Origin of the sequence: Arthrobacter sp. NPDC090010 (assembly GCF_044748305.1) — a bacterium.
Lineage (GTDB): Bacteria > Actinomycetota > Actinomycetes > Actinomycetales > Micrococcaceae > Arthrobacter_E.
On record NZ_JBIVFT010000003.1, the window covers coordinates 219,162 to 242,670 of the forward strand.

General features: G+C 65.4%; 19 protein-coding genes. 8 read left to right on the top strand and 11 right to left on the bottom strand.

Annotation, left to right across the window (positions count from 1 at the left end):
* Positions 1–13: 13 nt before the first annotated feature.
* The 4 genes from ACIPXZ_RS06435 to ACIPXZ_RS06450 all read right to left on the bottom strand — a co-directional run bounded on the left by ACIPXZ_RS06435 (position 14) and on the right by ACIPXZ_RS06450 (position 4,302).
* Entirely contained in the window at positions 14–748 is a 735-nt protein-coding gene (locus tag ACIPXZ_RS06435; RefSeq protein ID WP_400591491.1) for a siderophore-interacting protein, read from the bottom strand.
* 191 nt (positions 749–939) lie between these two features.
* A complete protein-coding gene (locus ACIPXZ_RS06440; protein WP_400591493.1) occupies positions 940–2,334 on the bottom strand; it encodes a purine-cytosine permease family protein in 1,395 nt (464 codons plus the stop codon).
* A 250-nt stretch (positions 2,335–2,584) separates the two neighbouring features.
* Entirely contained in the window at positions 2,585–3,814 is a 1,230-nt protein-coding gene (locus ACIPXZ_RS06445) for an MFS transporter (protein WP_400591494.1), read from the bottom strand.
* Positions 3,815–3,855: 41 nt separating this feature from the next.
* Entirely contained in the window at positions 3,856–4,302 is a 447-nt protein-coding gene (locus ACIPXZ_RS06450) for a MarR family winged helix-turn-helix transcriptional regulator (RefSeq protein WP_400591496.1), read from the bottom strand.
* 194 nt (positions 4,303–4,496) lie between these two features.
* Between ACIPXZ_RS06450 and cycA the strand changes: the two genes are divergently transcribed.
* The 6 genes from cycA to ACIPXZ_RS06480 all read left to right on the top strand — a co-directional run bounded on the left by cycA (position 4,497) and on the right by ACIPXZ_RS06480 (position 9,461).
* Positions 4,497–5,951 (top strand): D-serine/D-alanine/glycine transporter, encoded by a 1,455-nt coding sequence (cycA, locus tag ACIPXZ_RS06455; protein ID WP_400591498.1) that lies wholly within the window; start codon positions 4,497–4,499, stop codon positions 5,949–5,951.
* A gap of 96 nt (positions 5,952–6,047) precedes the next feature.
* On the top strand, positions 6,048–7,727 hold the full coding sequence (ptsP, locus tag ACIPXZ_RS06460) for a phosphoenolpyruvate--protein phosphotransferase (protein ID WP_400591500.1): 1,680 nt from the start codon (positions 6,048–6,050) through the stop codon (positions 7,725–7,727).
* A gap of 63 nt (positions 7,728–7,790) precedes the next feature.
* A complete protein-coding gene (locus ACIPXZ_RS06465) occupies positions 7,791–8,069 on the top strand; it encodes an HPr family phosphocarrier protein (RefSeq protein WP_400591502.1) in 279 nt (92 codons plus the stop codon).
* Between the two features lie 92 nt (positions 8,070–8,161).
* The gene (locus tag ACIPXZ_RS06470) at positions 8,162–8,581 is read left to right on the top strand and encodes a helix-turn-helix domain-containing protein (protein ID WP_400591504.1); all 420 of its coding nucleotides are present in this window, start codon (positions 8,162–8,164) and stop codon (positions 8,579–8,581) included.
* Between the two features lie 46 nt (positions 8,582–8,627).
* Positions 8,628–9,050, top strand: coding sequence for a hypothetical protein (locus ACIPXZ_RS06475; protein WP_400591506.1), 423 nt, complete (start codon positions 8,628–8,630; stop codon positions 9,048–9,050).
* A gap of 93 nt (positions 9,051–9,143) precedes the next feature.
* On the top strand, positions 9,144–9,461 hold the full coding sequence (locus ACIPXZ_RS06480; RefSeq protein ID WP_400591508.1) for a hypothetical protein: 318 nt from the start codon (positions 9,144–9,146) through the stop codon (positions 9,459–9,461).
* Positions 9,462–9,489: 28 nt separating this feature from the next.
* Here ACIPXZ_RS06480 and ACIPXZ_RS06485 read toward each other — a convergent pair whose 3' ends face one another.
* On the bottom strand, positions 9,490–10,710 hold the full coding sequence (locus ACIPXZ_RS06485; RefSeq protein ID WP_400591509.1) for a PucR family transcriptional regulator: 1,221 nt from the start codon (positions 10,708–10,710) through the stop codon (positions 9,490–9,492).
* 231 nt (positions 10,711–10,941) lie between these two features.
* Here ACIPXZ_RS06485 and ald point away from each other — a divergent pair, with 231 nt between their 5' ends.
* Entirely contained in the window at positions 10,942–12,051 is a 1,110-nt protein-coding gene (gene ald, locus ACIPXZ_RS06490) for an alanine dehydrogenase (protein WP_400591511.1), read from the top strand.
* Positions 12,052–12,533: 482 nt separating this feature from the next.
* On the top strand, positions 12,534–14,216 hold the full coding sequence (locus ACIPXZ_RS06495; RefSeq protein WP_400591512.1) for an ATP-binding cassette domain-containing protein: 1,683 nt from the start codon (positions 12,534–12,536) through the stop codon (positions 14,214–14,216).
* A 91-nt stretch (positions 14,217–14,307) separates the two neighbouring features.
* Here ACIPXZ_RS06495 and ACIPXZ_RS06500 read toward each other — a convergent pair whose 3' ends face one another.
* The 6 genes from ACIPXZ_RS06500 to ACIPXZ_RS06525 all read right to left on the bottom strand — a co-directional run bounded on the left by ACIPXZ_RS06500 (position 14,308) and on the right by ACIPXZ_RS06525 (position 23,328).
* The gene (locus ACIPXZ_RS06500; RefSeq protein WP_400591514.1) at positions 14,308–15,369 is read right to left on the bottom strand and encodes a Gfo/Idh/MocA family oxidoreductase; all 1,062 of its coding nucleotides are present in this window, start codon (positions 15,367–15,369) and stop codon (positions 14,308–14,310) included.
* A gap of 96 nt (positions 15,370–15,465) precedes the next feature.
* Positions 15,466–17,193 (bottom strand): ABC transporter family substrate-binding protein, encoded by a 1,728-nt coding sequence (locus ACIPXZ_RS06505; protein WP_400591516.1) that lies wholly within the window; start codon positions 17,191–17,193, stop codon positions 15,466–15,468.
* Positions 17,194–17,365: 172 nt separating this feature from the next.
* Positions 17,366–19,090: an ABC transporter family substrate-binding protein gene (locus ACIPXZ_RS06510; RefSeq protein WP_400591518.1), complete on the bottom strand. Its 1,725-nt coding sequence runs from the start codon at positions 19,088–19,090 to the stop codon at positions 17,366–17,368.
* A gap of 55 nt (positions 19,091–19,145) precedes the next feature.
* Entirely contained in the window at positions 19,146–21,362 is a 2,217-nt protein-coding gene (locus ACIPXZ_RS06515) for a dipeptide ABC transporter ATP-binding protein (protein WP_400591520.1), read from the bottom strand.
* On the bottom strand, positions 21,359–22,345 hold the full coding sequence (locus ACIPXZ_RS06520) for an ABC transporter permease (RefSeq protein ID WP_400591522.1): 987 nt from the start codon (positions 22,343–22,345) through the stop codon (positions 21,359–21,361). The genes ACIPXZ_RS06515 and ACIPXZ_RS06520 overlap by 4 nt, the downstream gene beginning before the upstream one ends.
* Positions 22,345–23,328: an ABC transporter permease gene (locus ACIPXZ_RS06525; protein ID WP_400591524.1), complete on the bottom strand. Its 984-nt coding sequence runs from the start codon at positions 23,326–23,328 to the stop codon at positions 22,345–22,347. The genes ACIPXZ_RS06520 and ACIPXZ_RS06525 overlap by 1 nt, the downstream gene beginning before the upstream one ends.
* Positions 23,329–23,509 lie beyond the last annotated feature (181 nt).

Below are 23,509 nucleotides of genomic sequence, written 5' to 3' on the forward strand. Positions count from 1 at the left end.
GCAGCGCGCGCGTTCAGGCCTTCCAGTAGCCGAGGGCGTCGAGCCGCTCGCGGGGAAGCCGGTGCCGGGAGCGGAGTTCGCGGGAGAGCGCCCTGAAACTTGCGGTCTCGCAGGCGATCCACACGAAATCGTGCTCCGGGTCCAGGGCATCCTCCCCTTCGTTCCAGGCCTGGCTCACCTCCTCGACCAGGCGGCGACCGCCGTCCTCCCGGGGTACCCAGCGGAGGCGGTCCTGAGGCCGCAGGCGGAGCGGGATGTCGCCGTCGCTCTCGTGCTGGCGTTCCAGGACGACGACGGCGGGAGTGCCGCCGAGCGAGTCGAGCAGCGAGTTCAGGCCCGGGACCGCGGCGGCGTCGCCGATCGCGAAGACCCGCCGTGGTGCCGGCTCGGGAAGCCGGAACCTGCTGCCCTGCACCGTCACGTCGAGGCGGTCCCCCGGGGAGGCCGTGCGGGCCCAGTCGGCGGCCGGGCCGGCGTGCAGGGCGAACTCGAGAGCGAAGGCACCGGTGGCCGGATCCTGATCCACCAGGGTGTAGGCCCGTTGGTGGCCGCGGCCGGCGTCAGGGAACCAGACCCTGATCCAGGCCGTGGGGTGGTTTCCTACGGCGGCGAGGAGTTCAGGGCCGGTGAAGTCGACGCGGAGATAGTCCTCCGTGATGCGGCGGCCGCCCGTCACCTCGACCTGGAAATCCTTGCCGCCGAATGCTTTGAGGACCACGCCCTCCCAGCTGTGCTTGACCAGGGCCATCTGCTGTCCTCCGTCTCCGGGCTGAGTCTGCGGATCGGCCGATCCGAGCCATGCCGGAATTAGGATAGCTTAACCTTCCCTAATCGCACCGGCACGGCCCGGCTCCCCGAAGTGGCGTGAGTGCCGCATACCCGCGCTCAGGCGACATCAGGGCGCCGATCCAGCCCAGAGGGCACCCGCCCACGCGAGGTTCACGCGGCGGCGAACTCCCGCGAGCGCTTCGCGGCCTTGGCCCAGGGGTAGTACACGGCCGCCGTGACGAGAATGCCCACGATCCAGGAGATGTCCGTGCCCCCGAGGAGCTTCGTGATCGGTCCCGTATAGAGGGACTGGGAGAGGAACGGGATCTGGATGAGGACGCCGACGGCGTAGGAGATCAGGGCGATCTTGTTCCAGCGCCCGTAGCGCCCGTCCGGATTGTAGAGAGCCGCGACGTCAAGCCGGTGACCCGAGATCTTGTAGTAGTCGATCAGGTTGATGACCGACCACGGCGTGAACACCATGAGCAGCAGGAGGATGAAGTTCTTGAAGAGGTTCAGGAAGTCCTCCGATGCCACGAGCGCCACCACCACACTCAGGGCGATGACCACCAGGACCGACACCACGCGAACCATGGGCTTGACGCTTTCACGCCGCGTGAAAGCAGTGGAGATCGTGGCCGAGCACATGAAGGAACCGTAGGCGTTGAGGCAGTTCACGGTGAGCTTGCCGGTGACGATCATGACGTAGATGGCCAGCGCCAGCAGGCCTCCGCCGGCCAGGTCCCCCATGTAGCCCACCTGGTTCTTCAGGAAGCTGCCGCCGAGCCCGGCCGCGGAGAGCCCGCCGGCCAGCGCACCCAGGGTCATCGCCCACTGGGCGCCGATCGTCGACCCGGCGAAGGTGTACCAGAAGGTGCGCTTCTCGCTCGTGTCCTCCGGCAGATACCGGGAGTAATCCGCGACGTACGGGCCGAAGGTCAGCTGCCAGCCGGCTGCGACGGAGACGGAGATGAGGAAGGTGCTCAACTCGAAAGGCTTGGCGAAAAGCACCTGGGAGATGTCATAACGGGTCAGGATCACGATCGTGAGATACGCGAAGCCCAGCAGGCCGAGGACCGTGGCCACCCGGCCGAGGGCGTGGATGTACCGGTAGCCCATGATCGCCAGGATGGCCGTCAGCACCCCGAAGATGATGATGCCCACCGGACGGCTGTCCGTGCCGATGATGAGGTTGATGGCCTGCCCCGAAAGCACGGTCCCGGTGGCCGCGAAACCGATGTACATGAGGATCACGAACACCAGCGGGATGACGGCGCCGTAGACGCCGAACTGAGCGCGACTGGAGATCATCTGGGGCAGGCCCAGCTTCGGCCCCTGCGCCGAATGCAGCGCCATGACGGCGCCGCCGAGCAGATTTCCGAGCAACAGACCGACGATCGCCCAGAAGGCGTCCGCCCCGAAGACCACCGCGAGAGCACCGTCGACGATGGCCGTGATCTGCGCGTTGGCCCCGAACCACAGCGTCATCTGATTCCACGGACGTCCGTGGCGCTCCGTGCTGGGGACCTTGTCGATGGATCGTAATTCGATGGTGGCTGCCGCCATGTCGCTCCCGGGGTGAGGTTCCTACTCGCTTGGTCTTCCGCTCCATTGCACCCCGACGGCGGGCGGGTGTGAACCAGATCACGCCGGAAGCTGTCCGGCATCCCGGACGATGTCGGGCAACAGGGGCGACCGGCCCGTCGTCGTACCCGCACCGGAGCACCCACACGGCCCCGAGGTAACAGTTGGTGCCCCTTCCCGAGCCGGGAAGGGGCACCAACTGTTACCTCGCGGGGAGAGCGGGGTGTCCGGATCAGACGATATGCGGCTCGTGGGCGTTGAGGTACTTGCGGCCGGTGAAGATCGCCGCGATGGACAGGAACATGATCACGGCGGCCACGAAGAACGGCACCTGCGCCCCGAAGTGCTCACCGAGCTGAGCCGCGATGAACGGGGCCAGCGCGCCACCCATCCAGCGCACGAAGTTGTACCCGGCCGAGGCCACCGGACGCGGCGAGTCCGAGACCTCCATGGCCAGTTCGGTGAAGAGGGTGTTGTTCACACCCAGCAAGGCGCCGGAGATGATCACGAGGACGACGACGGCGGGCACGGAGTGCAGCAGGGCGGCCACACCGAGCCCCGCGAGCACGAGCAACAGCCCGGTCAGGGCCAGAATGACACTGCCCGTGGTGCCGATCCGCTTCTGCAGGATGGGGGCCACGAAGATGGAGCAGATGGCCAGCGCCACACCCCAGCCGAAGAACACCGCACCGATCCCGTAGGCGGTCATGTGCAGGATGAAGGGCGTGAAGGCGAGGATGGTGAAGAAACCGAAGTTGTAGAACAGGCCGGCGAGCGCCGTCGTGCGCAGTCCCGCGTGGCTCAGGGCCAGGATCGGGTCCCGCAACCGCACCTTCTTCTCCGGTTTCGGAAGAGTCGGCAGCATAAAGAAGAGCGCGATGAACGCCGCGGCCATGAGCAAAGCGGTGCCGAAGAACGGGGCGCGCCACTGCCAGCCGCCCAGCAGGGCACCGAGGAGTGGGCCGAGAGAGATGCCGAGGCCGAGCGCTGCCTCGTAGAGGATGATTGCCACCCCGGAACCGCCGGAGGCGACGCCGACGATCACGGCGAGCGCCGTCGCCACGAAGAGCGCATTGCCCAGACCCCAGCCCGCCCGGAAACCGACGAGTTGCTCGACCGAGCCCGAGAGGCCGGAGAGGGAAGCGAACACCGCGATGAGGCCAAGTCCGATCAGGAGGGTCTTCTTGCCGCCGATGCGGGAGGAGACGAAACCCGTGATGAGCATGGCCACCGCGGTCACCAGGAAGTAGCTGGTGAAGAGCAGGGAGACCTGACTGGGCGACGCCTTCAGGTTCTCGGCGATGGCCGGGAGGATCGGGTCCACCAGGCCGATGCCCATGAAGGAGAACACCGCGGCGAGCGCAGTGGCCCACACGGCCTTCGGCTGGCGGAAGAAGGAGGCTTTCTCCTCTTCCAGGACGGTCTGACTGTCGTGGATGGCATCATCCAGCTGGGTGTTCATTCTCGCTTCTCTCTCATCGACGTTTTCCGGGACAGGCCCGTCTATACGTCGCGCAAACGGTCGTAGATGCTGGTCAACACAGGAATCGCCGCCTTCAGTGCGGCACGGTCCGGAGCGTCGAGACGCTCGATCACCGCGGCGATGGCGCGGTTGCGCCGGAGGTTGAGGCGTTCGACCGCGTCCCAGCCCTCCTGCGTGAGCCGGACGACGACGGCGCGGGAGTCTTCCGGGTCGCTCTCCCTCCGCACGTAGCCGCGGCCTTCCAGGCGGGTGATCTGCTCGGTGGCGGTGGGAGTCCTGATGCCCAGGTTGCGGGCGATCTCGGTAACCCGGGCTCCGCCGTCGCCCAATTGCGTCAGCAGGCTGAGCTGAGTTCCCGTCAGCTCAGCCTCGCCCACGTCGAGACGGCGGGTGACGTAGACGGCCTGCCGGAGGGCCTCACGGAAGGTGCGGGCCAACTCGAGCGCCTCGTCCGATTCCTGTTTCATACTTAGGAATCCTAACAGTTAGGTGTCCTAACTTCAACCCTTCCGCACTGGATTTCCGCAAGGGACATCCGCCGAGACCCCCGCGAGAAGCGTTCGACATTTGTGGCGTTGTGGGAAATCGCGTTCGCGCTAGGCTATGAGCGGCAAAATGTTAGCCAGCTCACGTTGGCGGCATCCTGAACGAAGGGTCCAGTATGAGCGATCAGCACCAGTCCACCACCGTGGACACCCAGACCGCCCCCGGAACCGAGGGGACCTCCGAAGCGCACCTGCAGCGCGGCCTGAGCAACCGGCACATCCAGTTGCTCGCCATCGGCGGGGCCATCGGCACCGGTCTCTTCATGGGCTCCGGCAAGACGATCTCCGTGGCCGGCCCATCGGTCATCTTCGTCTACATGATCATCGGCTTCATGCTGTTCTTCGTCATGCGGGCCATGGGCGAGCTGCTGCTCTCCAACCTGAACTACAAGTCCTTCAGCGACTTCGCCGGCGATCTCCTCGGGCCATGGGCCGGATTCTTCACGGGATGGACCTATTGGTTCTGCTGGGTGGTCACGGGCGTGGCGGATGTCGTCGCCATCGCCGGATACGCGAACGAACTCATTCCAGGAATCCCCCTGTGGATTCCTGGCGTCTTCACCATCGCCATCCTGCTGGCCCTGAACCTGCCGACCGTCAAGGCATTCGGCGAAACCGAGTTCTGGTTCGCCCTCATCAAGATCGTCGCCATCGTCGCTTTGATCATCACCGGCCTGGTCATGATCTTCACCGGCTTCCAGTCCCCTGCCGGCACCGCGTCGTTCAGCAACCTCTGGGACCACGGCGGGCTCTTCCCCAAGGAATTCATGGGCTTCGTGGCGGGCTTCCAGATCGCCGTCTTCGCCTTCGTGGGCATCGAGCTGGTCGGCACCGCCGCCGCCGAGACCAAGAACCCGGAACGCAACCTCCCCAAGGCCATCAACGCCATCCCCGTCCGCGTCATGCTCTTCTACGTCGGCGCCCTCATCATCCTGATGTCCGTCACCCCGTGGACCGAGTTCATGGCCGGGCACAGCCCGTTCATCGGGATGTTCTCGCTGGCCGGCCTCGGCATCGCGGCCACCGTGGTGAACCTCGTCGTGCTGACCTCGGCGATGTCCAGCGCCAACTCCGGCATCTACTCCACGTCCCGCATGGTCTACGGCCTGGCCCAGGATGGCGATGCCCCGGCGGTCTTCGGCAAGCTGTCCCGGCGCAAGGTACCCCAGAACGCGCTCTTCCTCTCCTGTGTCCTGCTGCTGGCCGGCATCGTCCTGCTCTACGCGGGCAAGGACATCGGGGCGGCGTTCGACATGGTAACCACCGTCTCCGCCGTGTGCTTCATGTTCGTCTGGACCATCATCCTGCTCAGCTACCTCGCGTACCGGAAGAAGCGCCCCGAGCTGGCCGCCGCCTCGAAGTACAAGATGCCCGGCGGCGTCGCGATGGTCTACGTCGTGTTCGCGTTCTTCCTCTTCCTGATCTGGGCGCTGACCACTCAGCCGGACACGCTGACGGCACTGCTGGTGACGCCCATCTGGTTCGTCATCCTGATCATCGCCTGGCTGTATGTGCGGCGTTCTCCTCATCACCGCGCACGTCATGAGGCGTGGACACAAAGTATGCGCTGAGCGTCTTTTAGTGGGCGGGCCGACGGCCCGCCCACTAGTATTTCCAACGTGTTTCCACGCACATGAATCGTGTGAGTCGATAGGGAGTTGGACACCATGGGTTTCCAGGGAGTCGGGGTCAATCCAGGACGCGTGATCGCGCCCGTCAAGCACATGCCGGAGCCGCTCGCGGAACCGCCGGCCGGCGAGACCCTGCCCGCCGGAACGGATCCTGCGGAAGCGATCGCAGGTCTGAAAGCCGCAGCCCTGGCCGTCCATGACGAGCTCAAGGACCGTGCTTCCCGCGCACGGGAGGACGGCAAGGCGGTGCTCGAAGCCACCGCCTTGATGGCCAAGGACACCATGCTGATCAAGGCCGCGGGCAAGCGGATCACGGCGGGCACCGGCGTCGAACGCGCCGTCTGGGAGGCCGCCGAAGGCGTCGCCGCCCAGTTCAAGGCCCTCGGCGGCTACATGGCCGAACGCGCCACGGACGTCCTCGACGTCCGCGCCCGGATCGTCGCCCAGCTGCGGGGCGTCCCAGCCCCGGGCATTCCCAGCTCGGACACCCCGTTCATCCTGCTCGCCGAGGACCTCGCCCCGGCCGACACCGCCACCCTGGACACCTCCGTGGTCCTGGCTCTGGCCACCTCCGGCGGCGGACCACAGTCCCACACCGCGATCATCGCCCGTTCCCTCGGCCTGCCCGCCGTCGTCGCGGCCGCAGGTCTGGAAGCGATCACCGAAGGCGCTGAAGTCTACGTCGACGGCGCGGCCGGCGTCGTCGAGGACTCCCCCGGTGACACCGAGCGTGACGCAGCGGCCAAGTGGGCGGCCAGCGCCGCGACGCTCGCCTCCTTCGACGGCACGGGCACGACGGCGGACGGCCACCTGGTCCCGCTGCTGGCCAATGTCGGCAATGCCAAGGACGCCGAGGCGGCCGCCGCGCTCGGCGCGCAGGGCGTGGGTCTGTTCCGCACCGAGTTCTGCTTCCTGGAGCGGGACACCGAGCCCTCCGTGGAGGAGCAGGCCGCCGCCTACCGCGCCGTCTTCGCGGCCTTCGAGGGCAAGAAAGTCGTGGTCCGCACTCTGGATGCCGGCGCGGACAAGCCGCTGCCCTTCCTCACCGACGCCACAGAACCCAATCCGGCGCTCGGCGTACGAGGCTACCGCACCGATTGGACCACCCCGGGCGTGCTGGAACGCCAGCTCTCCGCGATCGCCCAGGCCGCGGCCGATTCCCAGGCGGACGTCTGGGTCATGGCCCCCATGATCGCCACCCGGCCCGAAGCCGCACACTTCGCCGGTCTCTGCGCGGCCGCCGGGCTGAAGACGCCGGGCGTGATGGTGGAGGTCCCCTCCGTGGCGCTCACCGCGGGCAGCGTGCTCCAGGAGGTCGAGTTCGCCTCGCTCGGCACCAATGACCTCACCCAGTACGCCATGGCCGCGGACCGCATGCTCGGTCCCCTCGCCGGGCTCAACGACCCCTGGCAGCCCGCCGTTCTGCGCCTGGTCCAGCTGACCGTGGAAGGCGCGAAGACCGCCGGGGACAAGGCCGTGGGGGTCTGCGGAGAGTCCGCCGCCGACCCGGCCCTCGCCGTCGTCCTCACCGGCCTCGGAGTGAACACCCTGTCCATGACGGCCCGCTCTCTCGCCGCCGTCGGCACCGTCCTGAAGTCGGTGACCCTGGCCGAAGCGCAGGAGCTCGCGTCCCTCGCGGTGAAAGCCCCGACCGCGGCCGAAGGCCGGGACGCCGTCCGCCGCCGCCTGCCGATCCTGGCAGACCTCGGTCTCTGACGAGCCCGATCCTGGAATTTCACCGGACCCTGACAGAACCGTTTTTCACGAAGGAGAAACCCCATGCCCGAACGCACAGCAGTCGTCGCCAGCGCCTCAGGCCTGCACGCACGCCCGGCCGCCATCTTCGCGGAGGCCGCCTCTGAGCTGGATGTCGAAGTGACCATCGCGATGGCCGGAGAGCCTGAGGACGAGGCCATGGACGCGTCGAGCATCCTCTCGCTCATGACCCTGGGGGCTGCCAACGGCGACACCGTCGTGCTGCGCGCCGAGGGGCCAGGGGCCGAAGAGGCTCTGGACAAGCTGGCCGCCCTGGTCGAGACGGACCTGGACGCCGAGTAGCCGAGCCTCCCCCTCTTCCTTTCATCGACTGCTCCGTAAGTGTCGTTTTGAGCCTTCAGAACGACACTTACGGAGCAGTCGATGCTTAGGCTGTGGTCATGACCGAGCCACGCACCACCGAAGCACTGCCCTCCGACGACGCCGCAGGGCTGCGTCGGGCTCTCGACGGCGGCCAGGACGTCACCGTCTTCGTCGACGGCACCGTCTTCCGGCTCCCCGACGCCGTCCGGGACACGGTCCTGGATCTGCTGGCACGACTGTCGAAGGGCGAAGCCGTGACCGTCACGAGCGACGACGGCGCCCGCCCGGCACCCGGCAGCGGAGGTGCCGAAGAACTCCTCACCACGAGCCGCGCAGCAGAACTGGCGGGCATCTCCCACACCTATCTGCGGAACATGACGGACCGCGGCGAGATCCCTGTTCAATACCGCGGCACGCACCGGCGCATCCGCCGAAGCGATATCGTGGCCTGGCTGCACACGCAGAGGAGCAGTGAATCGGCGGATGACTGAGCCCTCTCTCCGGCCGCCGCCATCGCGACAGAACTAGACTGGTCCCGTGCCCAAACTCTTCGGTCTTCACAATCTGCTCGGCGCCCTGGCGGCGCTCCTGGTGGGCATTCTGCTCGGCCTTCTGAGGGTGAACGGTCTGATCCAGGTGCTGTTCGTCGTGGTGGCCTACCTGGCCGGCTCCTTCCTGGCCCATGACATGTTGCGCAAACGGCGGGCCGCCCAGGAGCCCGGAGTCTCCGCGGCCGAAGAGCCGGACGAGCCCCGTTTCCACCACTTCGACACCCGCGCGATGGAACGGATCGAGGAGGAGCGACGTCTCTCGGAGCGCCGCGAGAACCACCCTCCAGAGCCGGAGCGGCAGCCGGAACCAAAACCGGAACCGGAAGAGCCGCCCGTGCAGCACTTCGATTCGCGGGCCATGCAGCGAATCGAGGACGAACGACGTGCGTCCGGCCGGCGGGACGACTGACGCGGGTCTTGCCGCAGTCCGCGCTCCCGTGGTCCACTGAGACCTCATCACGGCTCTCATCACGGTGGGAGCGCATCGCACGGGGGTGCACTCATGGCCGAACGCATCATGTACGTCCAGCTCAAGACGGGCTTCAACACGGACGCCGGACCGGCGTGGATCTCACGGGTCCGTTTCTCCAAGACCTGGCGGACCGCCTACTTCCAAGGACGGACACTGCGCCGCTGGAATTCCTTCGATGGGAACTTCGTCGACGTGGACACCGACGAGGAGTTCTGGCTTTCCGGACCGAAACGGGACCGCTCTGATGCGCGCTATGGCCGGGGCGTGCCGAGCGTCGACGAGGATGTCCAGCAGGAGTACGCGGCCTTCCTCAACGGCGCCGCCCTCCCGGGCCGCCAGCGCGGCTGACGCGGCGCCGTCGTCGTACTCCAGGCCGCTAGATCCTTGGCCGCTCGTGCCAGCGCGCCGCTTTCAGCGCCGCATGCAGTTCCAGACGCACTGAACCCTTCAGGGGGTCGGCACCGATGATCTGCCGGACCTTCGCCAGCCGGTTGTAGACCGTGCTGCGATGCAGGTGCAGCTCATCCGCGACGTCCTGGACGGTGCCGCCCGTGTCGTAGATCATCTCCAGAACCGGTCGCAGTTCAAGGTTGCGGTCTCCGGCCTCCAAGGCGGCGAAGTTGAGCGAACTCGCGCCTCCCCAGTCCATGGGGCCCTGTGCCGCCGTCGCAAAGAACTGATAGATCCCGGTGTCCCGGCAATCCACCAACTCGCCGAGCGCCGGTTCGACGACGCCGGCCAAGGCCGCCGTCTTGGACTCGCCGTATGCGCGGGGAAGGCTGCGCATCTCGGCGAACGGCTCACTGAGGCCCAGAACGATCCGGGGACGGCCTTGACCCGAGCGCTTGGCCATCTCCAACTGGTAGTGGACCAGCACCTGAGCGTGCACGGCACGGCCCTGCGAGGAACGGAACAGCAGGACCGAGTGGCTGGGCCGCCCCGCACTGAACAGCGCCTCCTGGACCCCTACCGTGGACTGCAGCGCCGCGTTGCGGTGTGTCAGGGAAGCCGCAAGGGGATCCTCCGGCTCATGACGCGCATCGGCGTCGAGCACGGTGATGAGCTGCCAGGGCCCCTTCGAGTGGACCTCCGGCCAGTTTCCCACGGCGGCGAGCGCCCCGCGCTCCCCTGCGCACGCCGACAGGAACTCCGACTCACGGCGTTTGCGCTGCTCGGATTCGGCGGTGTTGGACTCCAGGAGCAGCGAACCCAGCAGCTCGATCTCGTGGCGGACCTCCGACAGCTGACCGAGCACCGGTGCCGCGCTCAGCTCCTCCGGTCCCATCTGAACCCAGAGATACCCCACCCGGAATCCCCGCACCAGCAACGGAACACAGACCCTGCCGAGCATGCCCAGCTCCTCGTTCGCCGGGACCACGACGGGGCGGACCGCCGCCGCGATGCCGTGCGAGAGCTGCCAGACACTGACGTCCGGCGGAACGCGCTTGCTGAGCAGGAAGTTCACCCGGACACGGTCCGCCTGGTCCTGATTGGAGCTGTAGGCGACCAGCAGGCCGTCCAGGTCCTCAAGGGAGAGCCCTCGGCCGAGCCTGACCGCCAGCTGTTCGACAAGCTGTTCCACATCGGGTTGCTGCATGCTCTCCAGGGTAGTGGAAGGAACGCTACAGCAGGCGACACTTGCCGCCAGCGAATTCAACAAATGTAGATTCATGCTCCGGGAAAACCCCGGAATCACGCCGGAGTGGCAATGCCCCATCCTCCGGGTCCCTGTCGGCTGGCTCACACCGGACCTAAGCTGTTTGCACCAAGAAATTCCCCTGCCCGGCGGACCCACACGGACCCAGGGCACGATCACACGGAGCCTCACATGATCATCGGTGTCCCCAAGGAAATCAAGAACAACGAATTCCGCGTGGCCATCACGGCCTCCGGCGTCCACGAGCTCCGCCATCACGGGCATGAGGTCCTGATCGAGCAGGGCGCAGGCCTGGGTTCCGGCATCACGGACGAGGAGTACCAGTCGGCCGGCGCCACCCTGCTGGCCGGTGCCGACGAGGTCTGGGCCCGCGCCGACATGGTCATGAAGGTCAAGGAGCCCATCGCCGCGGAGTACCACCGTTTCCGCCAGGGCCTCATCCTCTTCACCTACCTCCACCTGGCCGCCGAGCCCGAACTGACCGCACGACTCGTGGAGTCCGGGGTCACGGCCATCGCCTATGAGACCGTGCAGGAGGGCCGCGCACTGCCGCTGCTGGCCCCCATGTCCGAGGTCGCCGGACGCCTGTCCGTCCAGGTCGGCGCTTCCTCCCTGCTGGCCCCCAACGGCGGCAAGGGCATCCTCCTCGGCGGAGTTCCCGGCGTCCGTCCGGCCAACGTCGTCGTCCTCGGCGCCGGAGTCGCCGGCACCAACGCTGCCGTCATGGCCATGGGTGCCGGCGCCGACGTCACCATCCTCGACATCAACATCAACCGCCTGCGCGAGCTCGACGCCCTCTACGGCGGCCGTCTGAAGACTGTCGCTTCCAACGCCTTCGAGATCGAGCGCGCTCTCGTTGAGGCCGACCTGGTGATCGGTTCCGTGCTGATCCCGGGCGCCAAGGCCCCCAAGCTCGTCACCAACGCCCTCGTCGCCAAGATGAAGCCGGGCTCCGTCCTGGTGGACATCGCCGTGGACCAGGGTGGCTGCTTCGAGGACACCCACCCGACCACGCACGAGAACCCCACCTTCCCGGTGCACAACTCGATCTTCTACTGCGTGGCCAACATGCCCGGCGCCGTCCCGAACACCTCCACCTACGCGCTGACCAACGTCACCCTGCGCTACGCCGTCTCCCTGGCGAACCTGGGCGTCAAGGCCGCCTTCGAGCGCGACGCCGCACTGGCGGCGGGCCTCAACGTGGCCGCAGGCAAGGTGGCGCACCACTCGGTCTCCACCGCCCACGGCCTGGAGCTCTCCGACTGGCGCGAGCTGGTCTGATTCTTCGGCCTTTCTCGCCTTCGCGGGTGGGAAGGAACAAAGCTCTGGCTGCTATCCCCGCATCCTGTGGGCAGCATTCGCTGCGCACAGGATACGGGGCCCCTTGACGCAGCCTGCCGCTTTGTTCCTCCCCACCCGCTTGCTTCAGGCCGACGAATTCCGGCCCGGTCCACCCCGTCCAGGCCATGGACGGTGGAACCCGACTGGTTTCTCGGAAAGAAAGACCCTGGGTTCCTCCTTCCCCTCGAACTTTCCCGGGGCGTCGATACGGGCCGGTGGTCCGGCGAGGCCCACACGACGGCGGGTGGCCACGGAGTGGTCGGCTTGACGCGAGGTTGCGGCCGGCGGCGTCAAGGGGCCCCGCGCCCCGAGCAGAGCGGTGGTCTCCACCGCCGCGGGGATAGCCGCCAGAGCAACCCCCGCGTCAAGCCGCCCACCTCGTAGAACCAAGCCCCCGCCGTCGTAACTCCTAGACTGAAACAATGGCCCATATCGACGTTGCCGGAATCGACTACTTTTTGTCGGACGGCACCCAGCTCCTCAACGGCGTGACCTTCAAGGTCCCGGACGGCACCAAGACCGCCTTAATCGGCCCCAACGGCACGGGCAAGACGACGCTCTTCAAACTCATCTCCGGAGATCTCAAGGCGGACGACGGCGTCATCGGCCGTTCCGGCGGCATGGGCATCATGCGGCAGTTCGTGGGCCAGGTCCGCGACGAGTCCACCGTCCGTGACCTGTTGCTGACGACGGCGACTCCCGCGCTGGCCGCCGCCGGCCGTGCGGTCGAGGAGGCCGAGAACGCCATGCTGGAGCACGACGACGAGCCGACCCAGATGAAGTACGCCCAGGCCATCGTCGACTGGGGCGACGCGGGCGGCTACGAGCTGGAGACCGTCTGGGACGAAGTCTGCATGGCCGCGCTCGGCGTGCCGTTCGACAAGGCGGCGCACCGCGCGGCGTCGTCGCTCTCAGGCGGCGAGCAGAAGCGCCTCGTACTGGAGGCTCTGTTCTCCGGGCCGGACGATCTCCTGCTCCTGGACGAACCGGACAACTATCTGGACGTCCCGGGGAAGCGGTGGCTGGAGGAGAAGCTCCAGGAGTCCAAGAAGACCGTGTTCTTCATCAGCCACGACCGCGAGCTGCTGAACAACGCCGCGGACCGCATCGTGACGCTGGAACCCGGCATCAACGGGGCGAGCGCCTGGATTCATGGTGGCGGCTTCGGGTCCTACGTCCAGGCACGGGCCGATCGGAATGCGCGCTTCGAGGAACTGCGCAAGCGCTGGGACGAAGAGCACGTCAAGCTCAAGGAACTGGTCGTCATGTACAAGACCAAGGCCGCGTTCCGCTCCGATATGGCCAACAAGTACCAGGCCGCCCAGACCCGTCTGGCCAAGTTCCTGGAGGCAGGCCCACCGGAGGCGCTGCCGCTGGAACAAAACGTCCAGATGCGCTTGCGCGGCGGACGCACCGGCAAGCGGGCGGTCGTCGCGGAGAAGCTCGAACTGACGGGCCTCATGAAGCCGTTCTCCACGGAGATCTGGTTCGGGGACCGCGTGGGCGTCCTGGGCTCCAATGGTTCCGGAAAGAGCCATTTCCTACGTCTGCTGGCGGCAGGGGGCACCGATCCGGACCGCGAGCACCTGCCCGTTTCGGACATCGAGATCCGTGAGGTCCCGCACGAGGGTTCCGTGAAGCTGGGGGCCCGCATCCGGCCCGGCTACTTCGCACAGACCCACTCCCGCCCGGACCTCGCCGGACGGACCCTCCTGGACATCCTGCACCGCGGCGACGAGCACCGTTCCGGCCTGGGCCGGGAAGCCGCCTCCGGAGCGCTGGACGCGTACGGCCTGGTGGCTCAGGCGGAGAACAAGTACGAGTCGCTCTCCGGTGGCCAGCAGGCACGTTTCCAGATCCTGCTGCTGCAGCTCTCCGGCGCCACGCTCCTGCTGTTGGACGAGCCGACGGACAACCTGGATCTGCACTCCGGTGAGGCCCTGGAGCGGGCCATCGAGGCCTTCGAAGGCACCGTCCTGGCTGTCACGCACGACCGCTGGTTCGCCAGGTCCTTCGACCGTTTCCTGGTCTTCGGTTCGGACGGCAAGGTCTACGAATCCGAAGAGCCCGTCTGGGACGAGAAGCGCGTGGACCGGGAGCGCTAGACCGGCCCGGCCTCACGCGAGAAGCCAGTTGAGCACAGTCCGGAGCCCGAACACTGTGCTCAACTGGCTTCTCGCGTGAGTGGGAAAGGGCTCACCGGGCGATCCGGCGGGCCTCCTCGATGAGCCGCAGGCCTGCCAGCGGCCCCGTCGCATCGGCCACCTCGACGGGAGCCGGGCCCTCGCCCCGCAGGTACCCGGCCAGGAGACGGTAGAACTCCTGGTACCGGCCCGGCTCGCTCAGCAGAGCATGGGTCTCCGTACCGTCACTCAGCGTCCCGGAGACCGCGTCAGGCTCCACCCCGAAGCCCTCGGACCCCGGCGTCATCCCTTCTGAAAGCTGACGCTCCTGTGGATCGAAGCCGTGCTTCACATAGCTGCCGCGGCTGCCACGCACATCGAACACCGGTCCGGGCTGCGCCGCGGAAAGCGTCATCGAGAGGTGACTCAGCACCGGCTTCGCGCCGCCCTCAGCGGCGTGCTCCAGGACCAGGAACGCGTCGTCGTCGGCGGGCTCACCCGGACGGCGCGCGGTGATCTCCGCGTGCAGCACGCGGGCCGGTCCGAAGAGCTGCAAAGCGCAGTCCACCAGATGAGTGCCCAGGTCGAACAGCAGCCCGCCGCCCTGTTCCACTCCGGCGGAGGCCTTCCAGGGCTTGGAGAAGCTCTGCGACCAGCGCTCCATGCCGGCATTGAAGCGGTGCACCTCACCCAGCGTCCCGGCGCGCAGCAAGCGCTGCACGGTGAGGAACGCGTTGTCCCAGCGCCGGTTCTGATAGACGGTGAGCTTCCTGCCGAGGCGGCCGGCGAGCGCCACCAACTCCTCACCTTGAGCACTGGTGACGGTGAAGGGCTTGTCGACGACGACGTCGAGCCCGGCTTCCAGCGCCGCTTTCGCCTGCGGGTGGTGCAGCTCCGGTGGGGTGGCGATCACCACCAGGTCCAGCTCTGCAGCCCGGGAGAGGACTCCTTCGAAGTCCGGGACGATGGAGGCCTCCGGATACCGCGCGGCCGCGCCGGCCGCCCGCTCAGGGTTGCCGGTCACGATCACGTCGAGACTGAAGCCCGGATCGTGGTTGATGAGGGGTGTGTGGAAGGCGCGACCGGCCAGGCCGAAACCCACCACCGCGGTTCGCAAGGGCGCTGTGTGCTGCATCCGCCCAGTATTCCAAGAGTGCGGCGGCAAGGACAGGGGCCGGAAGCCCTGACGGCTCCGGCCCCTGTCCCTGCGTTTCTCAGCGAGGCTGAGGAATCACTTGTGGGTGGATCCCTTCTCCCACCCGACGGTGCTCCAGTCCGCCGCCGGGACATCGCTCAAATTGGAGAACAACGTCGGGCCGTAGTTGGCCAAGCCCTTCCTGGCGAAAATGATCTGAGGACCGTTGTAGACCGAGCCCATGGTGAAGTACTGCTTCAGATAGTCCTTCTCCACGTCCATGGCGGCCTTGTTGCGCTGAGCATCGTCCGCGATGCCCTGCAAATCGGTGATCTTCTTGTCGAGCTCGGCATTGCCCAAGCCGTTGAGGTCCGTCTTGCTGGAGTAGAACTGCTTCACCACATCGGTGGAGTCGAAACCCACCGTGTAGCCGGTCATAGTGACATCGAATTCGCGCTGACCCAGAATCTTGCCAAGTTCTGCCTGGCCCACCTGATTGATGCCGGCGTCCATACCTGCCGCCTGAAGTTGCTTCTGGAAGGTCTGGACAGTCGCACTTACGGTCGGATCGTCCCCGAATGTGGTGATCTTGAAGGAGACCGGCTTGCCATCCTTCGCCATGATGCCTTTGTCATTGGGCGCGTAGCCTGCATCGGTGAGCACCTTCTTGGCGGCCGCAGCTCCCTGCTCCGCCACCGGCCAGTTGTCCTGGTAGTACTTCGAGAACGGCATCAGCATCATGGAACCGGAGTTCGGCTCCTCCCAGTTCAGGCCATTGAAACGCACTTTGCGGATGGCCTCACGATCGACGGCGGTGAAAATCGCCTTCCGCACCGCGACATCTTGAACAGCCGGACGTTTGGCATTGATGTTCAGGCCACCGGCCCAGAGACGCTGACCACGGCGAGCATCTGAATCCTTGGTCCCCTCGACCTGCTTGTAGCGACCCAGGGTATTGGCGCCGACGGCGTCGATCTCGCCATTCTTGAAAGCCGCGATGGTTGCGTTGGCCTCCATCTGGCGGAAAATCAGCTTGTTCAGGACCGGCTTGGCGCCCCACCACTTCTCATTGGGGACCATGGCAACCGTCTTTGCCGAGGTGTCGTACTTCTCCACTTTGAAGGGGCCCGCCATCCACTCGGGACGCATGTTGTCGACGAACGCGGAATTGAACAAAGCGGGAGTGTTGACTTTGGGGTGAATCAATCCCGGGAAGATGGAAAGCAGCGGGTACGTGGGCTTGCTCATGGTGACCACGACCTCCTTATCGGAGGTGCCTCGCTTCACCGACTCGATGAACTCATAGGCCCCAGGAGTCACAATGTTGTAGTCCTTGTTGCTGCCGTTGAGGACCTTCCAGGTGTTTTCGAAGGTCTTCCAGTCGATCGGCGTGCCGTCGTTCCAGGTGGCCTTGTCGTTGATCTTGATCACGATGGTCTGTTTGCCATCCTTGACCTCAGACTTGAAGTCCTCACAAAAATCTTTGTCGAGGGTCGCCTCCCCCGTGGGCAGAGCGGCCCAGCATCCGAACGCATAGGCCGCATTCACAGGGCTCAAGAGTCCTATGTTGTCCATGTTGTTGCCGTCATTACTGAAGCCATTGAAATCGGGGCCGATGTTTCCCAGGGCCAAAGTCAGCGCCCCGCCCTGCTCCAAATCCTTGGCGTCCTTGGGGTTTGTCTGGACCAGTTTGGCGACATCGCCGCCGACTCCTTCTGCACGCGCCGTGGCGGGTCCCTTGGCGTTTCCCCCGCCACCGCAGGCCGTCAGGGCCAGGGTGGCTGCCACCAGAGTGGTGACGCCGAGCGAGAATGACTTCTTCATGCGTTGTCCTTTCGGGGTGGAGCTGTCCGTCCTTGCGGGCGCGAGGACGGCGTCTTCCGCCGGATCCCGGACATCGTGGTGATGTCCGGGATCCGGCGGAAGAGATCCTCGAGCTCCCCCCTAAGGCCGGCCTGATGGCCGGGCACTCAGTCTCTGAACTCGTTGGTGCTGTTTACTTGTGGGTCGAACCCTTTTCCCAGCCGACGGTTGTCCAGTCCGGCACCAAGGTGTCCGTGACGTTGGAGAACAGGGTGGGCCCGTAGTTGGCCAGACCCTTGTGCACGAATTCGATCTGCGGGCCGTTGAGCAGCACACCCATGGTGAAGTACTGCTTCAGGTAGTCCTTCTCCACATCCATGGCGGCCTTGTTTCGCTTGGCGTCGTCGGACTCGGACTGCAGCGAAGTGATGCGCTTGTCCAGATCGGCGTTGCCCAGACCGTTGAGGTCGCTCTTGGTGGAGTAGTACTGGCTCACGGCCTGCGTGGCATCCGGCCCGACGGTGTAGCCGGAGATGGCGAGATCGAACTCGCGGTTACCGACGACCTTGCCGAACTCAGAGTCACCGTGCTGTGCGATAGTGACGTTCATGCCGGCGGCCTGGAGCTGCTTCTGCAGAGTCTGAGCGGTGGCAAGGAGAGTTGGATCGTCACCGAAGTTGGCGACTGAGAAGGTGACTTCCTTGCCGTCCTTCGCCATGTAGCCCTTGTCGTCCTGCTTGTACCCGGCGTCAGTCAGCACCTTCTTGGCAGCATCCGCGCCCTGCTCCGTGACCGGCCAGTTGTCCTGGTAGTACTTGGAGAACGGCATCAGCATCATGGAACCGGAGTTCGGTTCCTCCCAGTTCAGACCATTGAAGCGCACCTTGCGGATGGCTTCCCGGTCGACGGCGGTGAAGATCGCTTTCCGCACCGCCACGTCCTGCAGACCGGGACGCTTGGCGTTGATGTTCAGACCGCCGGCGAAGAGGCGCTGACCGCGGCGTACCTCGGAATCCTTGGTACCGTCCACCTGCTTGTACCGGCCGAGGGAGCGAGCGCTGACCGCGTCGATTTCACCGTTCTTGAAGGCAGGAATGGTGGCGCTGTCTTCCATCTGGCGGAAGATGACCTTGTTCAGGACCGGCTTGGCGCCCCACCACTTGTCGTTGGGAACAGCAGTCACCGTCAGAGCCGCCGAATCGTACTTCTCCACCTTGAACGGACCGGCCATCCACTCTGGGTGCATATTGCCGTTGAAGCCCTTGTTGAAGATCTCCGGAGTGTTCACCTTCGGGTGGACGATGCCGGAGAAGAACAGCGCCAGCGGGTAAACAGGCTGCTTGACCGTGACGACGACATCCTTGTCGGTGGCCCCCTTGGTCACAGACTCGATGTACTGGTAGGCACCCGGGTCGACGATGTCGTAGTCCTTGTTGCTGCCGCCCAGGACCTTCCAGGTGTTCTCGAAGGTCTTCCAGTCGATCGGCGTCCCGTCGTTCCAGGTGGCCTTGTCGTTGATCTTGATGTTGATGATCTGCTTGCCATCCTTGACCTCGGACTTGAAGTCTTCACAGAAGTCCTTGTCCAAGGAGTACTCACCCTCCGCGCTGGTGTTCCAGCAGCCGTTGGTGAAGGCGGCATTGATCGGGCCCATCAAACCGGTGTTGTCTGCGGAGTTGCCGGCGTTCGAGTAACCGTTGAAGTCGGGGCCGATATTACCCAGAGGCAACGTCAGAGTTCCGCCCTGGTCCAGGTCCTTGACGTCCTTCGGATCGGTCTGGATCAACTTGGATGTGTCCGCGCCCGATTTTTCAGCAGCAGCGGACTCCGGGCCTTTGGCCCCTCCCCCACCACAGGCGGTCAACGCCAGGGTCGCGGCCGCCAGAGTGGCGATGCCAAGGGTCACTTTCTTTTTCATGCTCTTCCCTTCCTCAGGTGCGAGGTAATGATGTCCCGTCATGGTCAACGAGGGGTCACGCCGCACTGTCCGACACGGAGTCGTTCAGCACCAGCATGTCCGCATCCAGCTCCCCCTCGGGGAAGAAGCATGCGAACTGATGGTCCGTCCCGCTGCTCTCCAACGGAGGTTCAAGGTCCAGGCACTTGGCCCGCTTGTCCTCTGGGAGAGCCGCGAAAATCGGGCAACGGGAGGCAAAATTGCACCCCTTGGGAGCATCCAACGGTGTTGGAAGGTCTCCCTTGAGGATGATGCGCTCCCGCGAGCGCTCCGCTTCAGGGTCCGGAACCGGAATGGCTGAGAGCAGGGCACGAGTGTAGGGATGTTTCGGGGAATCGAAGACGCTGTCCACGTCCCCGATCTCCACGATCTTCCCCAGATACATCACAGCCACGCGGTTGGAGATGTGACGTACGACTGAGAGGTCATGGGCCACCATGAGGTAGCTCAGACCGAGTTCCGCCCGGAGCTTGTCCAGGAGGTTGATGACGCCGGCCTGCACCGAGACGTCGAGGGCGGACACGGGTTCATCCAGCACCACGAGCTTCGGGTTCACGGCGAGTGCACGGGCGATGCCGATGCGCTGACGCTGACCGCCGGAGAACTGGTTGGGGAAGCGGTTGACGTGGTCGGGCTGCAGGCCGACGATCTTCATCAACTCCATGACCCGCTTCCGGATCTCCGCCTTGGGAGTTCCGAGGTTCTCCAGCGGTTCTGCAAGGACCTCGAAGACCGTGAACCGAGGGTCCAGCGCCCCCGTCGGGTCCTGGAACACCATCTGGAGTTCCTTGCGCATGCGCTGCTTCTGAGCCGTCGACGTGGCTGCCTTGGAACTCAGCCCGCCGATCTCGATCTCACCGGGCTGGTCCTGGCTGAACTCCATGATCTCCAGCAGCGTGGTGGTCTTGCCACAGCCGGACTCGCCCACAATGGAGAAGCACTCGCCTTCGCGGATATCGAAGCTGAGACCGTCCACGGCCTTGACCGTTCCGATGCGCTTCTTGAAGAGCGAGCCCTTCATCAGCGGGAAGTGCTTCTTCACATCCTTCAGCTCCAGGACCGCGGTGCGGTCCTGGCGCGGGATCCCTGCGAACTTGGACACCGGCACCGGAGGCGCCTGGAAGACCTCATGGACATCGACGTCGGCTCCCAGTGACTCAAGCTTGACGCAGGCGGCGCGGTGGCCGGCGTCGTCGGGGACAAGACGCAGCGGCGGCTCGGCACTCAGGCACTCCGGTCCGGCCAGAGGACACCGAGGGGCGAAGGAACAGCCGCTCGGTTCCTTGATGAGGTTCGGCGGCATGCCTTCGATCGGCACCAGTGACGCGTCAGCCGCCACGTCCACACGGGGCACCGCCCCGAGCAGACCCATGGTGTACGGCATCCGCGGCGCGTAGTAGAGCTGGTCCACCGCGCCAGTCTCCACGGGCTTGCCCGCGTACATCACCATGATGTCGTCCGCCATGCCGGCCACCACACCCAGATCGTGAGTGATCATGACGACGGAGGCACCGGTCTCGTCCTGGGCCTTCTTCATGACCTCCAGCACCTGGGCCTGGATGGTGACGTCCAGCGCGGTGGTGGGCTCGTCGGCGATGAGGACACGGGGATTGTTGGCGATCGCGATCGCGATCATCACGCGCTGGCGCATGCCACCGGAGAACTCGTGCGGGAAGGACTTCAGCCGGGCCTGCGGGCTGGGGATGCCCACCAGACTGAGGAGCTCGACGGCGCGGGCTTCCTTCGCCCGGCGGCTCATGGTGGGGTTGTGCACCGTGAGCGCCTCGACGATCTGGGTTCCCACCGTGAAGACCGGAGTGAGCGAGGAGAGCGGGTCCTGGAAGACCATCGCCATCTCGTTGCCACGGTACTTGCACATCTGCGCGTCGGAAAGGCCCAGCAGTTCCCTGCCATGCAGCTTCACCGACCCGCTGATCTCAGCCGTTTCCGGCAACAGACCCATGATGGCCATGGAGGTCACGGACTTGCCGGAACCGGATTCGCCCACGATGCCCAGCGTCTTGCCCGGAAGGAGATCGAAGTCGACGCCACGGACGGCGTGGACCGCGCCGTTCTCGGTGTTGAATCGCACGTGAAGGTCGCGGACGGAAAGCACGGGTTCACCCGCGGCGTGCAGCCCGGCCACGTTCAGCCGCTCGGCGATGTCCTGCTGTCCGGTGCTGGTGCTTTCGCTCACGGCGTCTTCCTGGGAGAGGTTTTCGGGAGTGCTCATGCTGCCGCCTCCGCGTCCTTGACACGGTTCCGGCGCGATTTGCGGACCTTGCCGACGGAGCTGGAGCTCGGGTCGAAGGCGTCGCGCAGGCCGTCATTCATCATGGCCATGGAGCCGGTCAGGGCGAACATGGCGAGCAAGGGGAACCAGAACATCCACGGGAAGCTGGTGACCTGCTGGCTCGCCTGCCCGATCAGGACACCGAGGCTCATGTCCGGCGGCTTGATGCCGATACCGATGAAGGAATAGGCCACCTCGGAGAGGATCGCCAGGGTGACGCCTCGGGTGATCTCCAAGACCAGCAGGGAGCCGATGTTCGGGATCAGGTGGTTCCAGACGATCTTCCAGGTGGAGACGCCCATGTAACGGGCGGCCTTGACGTAATCCCGCTCGATCAGGGACATCGAGATCGACCGGATCAGACGGGCCGCGCCCATCCAGCCGAAGACGAGCAGGACGATGGTCAGGGTGAACCAGCTGGGCAGCTTGTCCTTCAAGTCCCCGCCATTGCCACTCGTCACGACAGCGACCACGAGCAAGGACGGCATCATGATGAGCGCTTCGAGGATGAAGAGCATCACCTTGTCGACCTTGCCGCCGTAGAACGCCATGACGCAGCCGTAGACGGCGGCGACGAGCATGGAGCCCACACCCACGATCAAACCGATCAGGATGGAGGTACGGATGCCCTCCACCATGAGCGCATACAGATCGATGCCGGCCTGCGTGGTTCCGAAGAAGTGATCCGCGGAAGGGCCCTCACCGATGAAGGCGGGGTCGATGTCATTCTTGGTCCACGGGGTGAAGAACTGGCCCACCAAGGAGAACACGAGAAGCAAGACGAAGAGCACCAAGCCCGCCACAGCGGTCCTGTTCCGCAGGAATCTGCGGAGGATAATCATGCCTTTCGCGATGACCACACCGTCATCGGTCTTGAGCGCGTCGGCCTCGGCCTCAGGGGTGATTGCGTCGACTGTCGACATCACGAAACCCTCACTCTCGGGTCAACCAGGGTGGTGGCCAGATCGGCGAGGATGGCGCCGACGGCGAAGATCACCGATCCATAGGCCAGGGTGGCCGTCGCAGCATTGACGTCCTGCTTGCCGATCGCGTCAATGCTCCAGAAGCCGACACCCGGCCAGGCGAAGATGGCCTCAGCGAAGAAGCCGCCCGCGAAGATGGCGGGAACGGTGAACGCGATGCTCTGGGCCACAGGGATGAAGGACACGCGGAGCGCGTGCCGCCGGATCGCCTGGTTGCGGGAGAGGCCCTTGGCGCGAGCAGTACGGACGAAGTCGGCGTTGACGTTGTCCAGAAGGTACTGCCGCTGGGCGATCTGGTAGCCGCCCCAGCCGATCAGGGTGATCGCGAAGGTCGGAACCACGTAGTGCGCCACCAGGTCCACGAAGGCGGGCCAGCCCGGGTCCATGCCCGGCGTCGAAATGCCGGTGACGAAGAAGATCTGCTGCCCCGTGGTGTCATTGATCCAGATGGCCCCGAGCTGCACGAGGAAGTAGGCGATCGGTGCCGGGATGATGTACGTCAGGTAGGAGTAGGACGTGATGATCCGGTCCGAGGCCTTGTACTGGCGGGCGGCGGTGAACACGCCCAGTGCGACGCCGATGATGAGCGTCAGAAAAATGGCGGCGATGAAGAGGCGGGTGGAGACCCAGACCCGGTCGCCGAAAGCCGCGTTGACGGAACCGCCGGCCGGGCTCATTCCCCAGTCCCAACGGGTCACGATCCCCGTCAGCCATTGCACGTAACGGTCCCACGGGCTCATGGTGGGGTCCAGGCCCTTGAGAGTCAGCGAGTGCACCACCTGCTCCGGAGTCGGCCGCGGGATCTTCTCCTGTTCGATGAGGCCCGGTTTCATGGTCGACACGGCCAGGAAGTACCCCGCCGAGGTGGTCAAGAAGATCATGACCACGTAGGTGGCCATGCGTTTGAGCAGATACTTGATCACTGGCGTCCGCCCGTTCCAGCTGCTGACGGCGCAACTGAGGGCGTCCGGCTACCGCGCAAGGCAGGGGCCGTGAATGGTTGGTGCACGGGGTTTCCTTCCTGACTGCCACAGAAGCTTGTAGCCCCCCTGTGTGGCTCGTCACATTTTCACCGGAAAAGTACCACGAAGTCGGCAGTATGAA

Coding starts and splice junctions, on each gene's coding strand:
- ACIPXZ_RS06435 (WP_400591491.1), bottom strand. CDS start 748: ATGGCCCTGGTCAAGCACAGCTGGGAGGGCGTGGTCCTCAAAGCATTC.
- ACIPXZ_RS06440 (WP_400591493.1), bottom strand. CDS start 2,334: ATGGCGGCAGCCACCATCGAATTACGATCCATCGACAAGGTCCCCAGC.
- ACIPXZ_RS06445 (WP_400591494.1), bottom strand. CDS start 3,814: ATGAACACCCAGCTGGATGATGCCATCCACGACAGTCAGACCGTCCTG.
- ACIPXZ_RS06450 (WP_400591496.1), bottom strand. CDS start 4,302: ATGAAACAGGAATCGGACGAGGCGCTCGAGTTGGCCCGCACCTTCCGT.
- cycA (WP_400591498.1), top strand. CDS start 4,497: ATGAGCGATCAGCACCAGTCCACCACCGTGGACACCCAGACCGCCCCC.
- ptsP (WP_400591500.1), top strand. CDS start 6,048: ATGGGTTTCCAGGGAGTCGGGGTCAATCCAGGACGCGTGATCGCGCCC.
- ACIPXZ_RS06465 (WP_400591502.1), top strand. CDS start 7,791: ATGCCCGAACGCACAGCAGTCGTCGCCAGCGCCTCAGGCCTGCACGCA.
- ACIPXZ_RS06480 (WP_400591508.1), top strand. CDS start 9,144: ATGGCCGAACGCATCATGTACGTCCAGCTCAAGACGGGCTTCAACACG.
- ACIPXZ_RS06485 (WP_400591509.1), bottom strand. CDS start 10,710: ATGCAGCAACCCGATGTGGAACAGCTTGTCGAACAGCTGGCGGTCAGG.
- ald (WP_400591511.1), top strand. CDS start 10,942: ATGATCATCGGTGTCCCCAAGGAAATCAAGAACAACGAATTCCGCGTG.
- ACIPXZ_RS06495 (WP_400591512.1), top strand. CDS start 12,534: ATGGCCCATATCGACGTTGCCGGAATCGACTACTTTTTGTCGGACGGC.
- ACIPXZ_RS06500 (WP_400591514.1), bottom strand. CDS start 15,369: ATGCAGCACACAGCGCCCTTGCGAACCGCGGTGGTGGGTTTCGGCCTG.
- ACIPXZ_RS06505 (WP_400591516.1), bottom strand. CDS start 17,193: ATGAAGAAGTCATTCTCGCTCGGCGTCACCACTCTGGTGGCAGCCACC.
- ACIPXZ_RS06510 (WP_400591518.1), bottom strand. CDS start 19,090: ATGAAAAAGAAAGTGACCCTTGGCATCGCCACTCTGGCGGCCGCGACC.
- ACIPXZ_RS06515 (WP_400591520.1), bottom strand. CDS start 21,362: ATGAGCACTCCCGAAAACCTCTCCCAGGAAGACGCCGTGAGCGAAAGC.
- ACIPXZ_RS06520 (WP_400591522.1), bottom strand. CDS start 22,345: ATGTCGACAGTCGACGCAATCACCCCTGAGGCCGAGGCCGACGCGCTC.